We start from the raw sequence: 3,674 nt of genomic DNA, 5'->3' as shown, positions 1-3,674 counted from the left end.
CAGGGACAACCAAGCCCACAAATACCTAGGGCGCTGACGCTCATGTACACTAAGAAGGGCGATACCACACTCGACCCAATGGTAGGGTCTGACGCCACGTACATTGAGGCTAAGTTGATGAGTAGGAACTGCATTGGCGTTGACGTCAACTACGACGCGGTGATGCCGTCGTTGCACAGACTCTACTGGCTTGAGGAGGGCATTAAATGCCTTGCTAACTATGGCACTGGCGCAAGCGCAGTTAACGGTGTGACCCTTGAGGACGTTATGGGATCCTCCGCGCATATACCACGGCTACGCGAGGGAGCCGGACTTGATCAAGGACGGCTCCGTTGACGCCGTGTTCACGCACCCGCCCTAATGGAACATAATTAAGTACAGGGGTGGCGAGTGCAGTCCAGGCGACTTATCATGCGCGAGGAGCCTTGAGGACTACCTAAAGTTAATGGTGGACGTTTCGAAGGAGATCTATAGGGTGCTCAGGCCAGGCGGTTACGCGGCCATACTAATTGGCGACACGAGGATGCACAAGCACTACGTCCCCATATCCCACAGGGTTCTTGACGTGTTCCTCGACGCGGGGTTCATACTCAAGGAGGAGGTCATAAAGGTGCAGCACAGGATGAAGACCACGAGGGATGTGTGGGGCAAGCTTAGGAACAAGGATTTCCTGTTAATATACTATGAAAAGCTCTTCTCATATTCAGAAAACCAGAACCAGGAGAGACCTGCGCAAAGTAAAATACAGCGCCAAGTAGAGGTGGGGCAGTCGCGTTTTAAAAAAGTGGCGACCACAGATACTCAGGGCCCTTATCTGAGGTTGCGCATCATGACACCTTATCAAACGCCTGAGACGTACGTTACGGATTTTTTTGACAATGTAAAAGATGAGCTGAAAAGGAAGGGAGTAATTAAGAGCGGCGAAGACGTCTATAAACAAATGAAGATTAGAGGAATACAGTTAGTTGCCGACTACGGCATTGAGAACATTGTTATAGAAGCCGAGGCCCCATGCAATAGGCGTCGGGGTAAAGATCAGCTTGAGGAATATATGAATAAGTTTAACTATAATATAGGCATACTTGTTGACATACCGACTGAGAGGTACTATCGTGAGTACCCTAAGCCCTGTAGGGACAACGTGGGCTTTGAAATATACGCACGGCTAGGTAGCAGCATACAGCAGGTTTATGTTGGGGAATTCAAATTAACTTCAGGTAAAGAACAGGAGATCATAGAGCTTGCACATAACGAACTTGTGACAATCATAGGCCTCCTTAGTAAACTCAGCCTCACTACGGAGGTTGCTAAGGTTAGGCCGACCCCAGAGCATATCCTGGGCAAGACGAGTGGGATAGTCGAGAAGCACTCAAAGACCATTAGGGAACTGTTAAAGGACGGCGATAGGGTTAAGACGTATTACAGGCTTTGGGTTAGAACGATGGAGCTGATCTACGGTAAGAATGTGTTAGACTCTATAAACGACCTTGAAGACCTCTTCACTAGGTTAACAATTTACGTCACCGTCTTGAAGAGCCTTGGGGCCACTATACTGGAGGCCGCGCTGGGAGGAGGCAGGTATACCATACCCATTAGACTTTACTTAGAAGGCCACAAAGCGGCGGTGGAGCTATTCTGGTACAGGAAGGCGCTCTCTAGGTTCAACGTCAATTACCTCTTTGAGAGGGATGAGCATGATTGGGTTTTTGACCCCCAGGTAGCCCATAAGCTGGATCAATTCTTCAAAGACATAGGAGAATTCCTACTATCAATAGATTGGAGCCATGGTGTAGAACTAGACCTGCTCAAGAGAGTTTACCAGAATATAGTACCAAGAGATGTTAGGAGACAACTGGGGGAGTACTATACCCCAGATTGGATAGTCCAGCTTATCCTCTGGAGAGCCTTACATATTTTAACTAGGGGTTCCCCGCCAACAACTCCTCTAAAAGATCAAAAATAACTAACAAACCTGCTGAAGACTAGCTATATTTAGTACTGTATTTCACATTGCGTAGGCTTTCTCCTGCTTCTGGTTTTCTGAATATGAAGAGTTTTTCATGGTATATTAACAGGAAGCCCTTGTCCTTGAGTTTCTGCCATACTTCCCTTGTGGTCTTCATCCTGTGCTGCACCTTTATGACCTCCTCCTTAAGTATGAATCCTGCGTCGAGGAACACGTCTAGGACTCTGTGGGATATGGGGACGTAGTGCTTATGGATCCTCGTGTCACCAATTAGTATGGCTGCGTAGCCGCCTGGCTTAAGCACACTATAGATCTCCCTCGAAACGCCCACCATTAACTTCAGGTAGTCCTCAAGGCTCCTCGCACATGATAAGTCGCCTGGGTTACACTCGCTACCTTTATACTCAATGATGTTCCAGTAAGGTGGGTGTGTGAACACGGCATCAACGGAGCCATCCTTGATCAAGTCCAGTTCCCTTGCGTCGCCGTGGTATATGTGTACGGAGGCCCTTATGACATCATCAAGGGTTACACCGTTAACTGCGTATGGTACTAACATAGACCTAGCAAGGCGTTTAATGCCCTCCTCAAGCCAGTAGAGCCTGTGCAGTGTCAGTATCACTGCGTTGTAGTTGATGTCAACACCAATGCAGTTCCTACCCAGTAACTTAGCCTCAATGCACGTGGTGCCAGACCCGATCATTGGGTCGAGTATGGTATCGCCCTTCTTAGTATACATGAGCGTTAACGCCCTGGGTATTTGCGGGGCCCAATTGCCCCTGTAGTTGCCCTTATGTGTGGCCCATGAACCCCTCTTGGGGTAGCTCCAAACGGTCGTGCTTACGTCAGTCAATTCGTCACTCACGGGCTCCAAACGCTCGACCTCAATAGGCTTAAGCTTAATGACCTGATCCTCCACGACAACCTCATTATGCTTTGAAACAAACTCCAAATACTCCTCAGACGAAACTTCCCTCATCTTAGCCACTTCCCACCACCAACAAATGTGAAGTAGACACTTTATAATACCTTCTAACACTCTTCATCATGTTATATACAGCAAATCTTAGGCGTATATTCAAGATACTGCCTAAGCTCCTCATGGCGGGGAGATTAGTAGTGTTCTATCAATCGGGAGGAGGTTGAGGAAGAGTAGGCAGGTGGTGGAGAGGGTAATCAAGGTTTTTAACCCATACCTGATGACGGACACTGCTCACGAGGGTAGAGGCGTTAGAGCATTCAAGGTAACGGCCAGGTACTTAGAAAGCGGTGAAGTTATATTAGAAAGGTATTGCATCGCCCTACTTAACTTGGCGAAAAAGGTGGATGGGAGGGTATTGGTGTTTCCCTCGACCGGCCCCAATGACCTAAGGGCGATCGTGTATGATCCCTTAGGAGGGGTGTGCCCGTGGCGGAGTTAGAAGTAATTAAAAGTAAGGGTAAGTTACGTCACGGGTAAACACTCAACCCAGGCCCCGCGAGATATTTTATCTTGCCAATTTTATTATAAAAACTTTAAAATGTAAAATAGCTGCCCCAAGTACATATATTAAAAATTAAAAAAGAAATATGTAAATATGCATACCTTTATATATCTTAACGACCAATAATAACGTAATAATCGGTGGCTACCCTGTTGAAAGCTATTGGCGCCTTAGCTGCCATTTTAGCCATAGTTGTCGCAACCTCCCTGCTAACAGGACTTTAC

The 3,674-nt window shown here is 47.3% G+C and carries 3 protein-coding genes and 1 pseudogene; 3 read left to right on the top strand and 1 reads right to left on the bottom strand.

What is annotated here, in order from left to right; genetic code table 11:
• Both ACP5H1_RS08145 and ACP5H1_RS08140 read left to right on the top strand, forming a co-directional pair.
• The coding region (locus tag ACP5H1_RS08145) for a DNA methyltransferase (protein WP_427973941.1) at window positions 1–336 on the top strand (336 nt) is incomplete at its 5' end.
• A gap of 31 nt (window positions 337–367) precedes the next feature.
• Window positions 368–1,963 carry a DNA methyltransferase gene (locus tag ACP5H1_RS08140; RefSeq protein ID WP_427973945.1) on the top strand — a complete coding sequence of 532 codons (1,596 nt, stop codon included), beginning with the start codon at window positions 368–370 and terminating at the stop codon, window positions 1,961–1,963.
• A 19-nt stretch (window positions 1,964–1,982) separates the two neighbouring features.
• Here ACP5H1_RS08140 and ACP5H1_RS08135 read toward each other — a convergent pair whose 3' ends face one another.
• Window positions 1,983–2,945: a DNA methyltransferase gene (locus tag ACP5H1_RS08135; RefSeq protein WP_427973942.1), complete on the bottom strand. Its 963-nt coding sequence runs from the start codon at window positions 2,943–2,945 to the stop codon at window positions 1,983–1,985.
• A gap of 154 nt (window positions 2,946–3,099) precedes the next feature.
• Between ACP5H1_RS08135 and ACP5H1_RS08130 the strand changes: the two are divergent.
• Window positions 3,100–3,425: pseudogene (locus ACP5H1_RS08130) on the top strand (IS200/IS605 family accessory protein TnpB-related protein); the annotation flags it as partial.
• Window positions 3,426–3,674: the final 249 nt, after the last annotated feature.

Origin of the sequence: Acidilobus sp., from assembly GCF_049973875.1 — an archaeon.
GTDB lineage: Archaea > Thermoproteota > Thermoprotei_A > Sulfolobales > Acidilobaceae > Acidilobus.
Note: the sequence above shows the minus strand (reverse complement) of the source record. Positions and strands in the feature narration are given on the sequence as shown.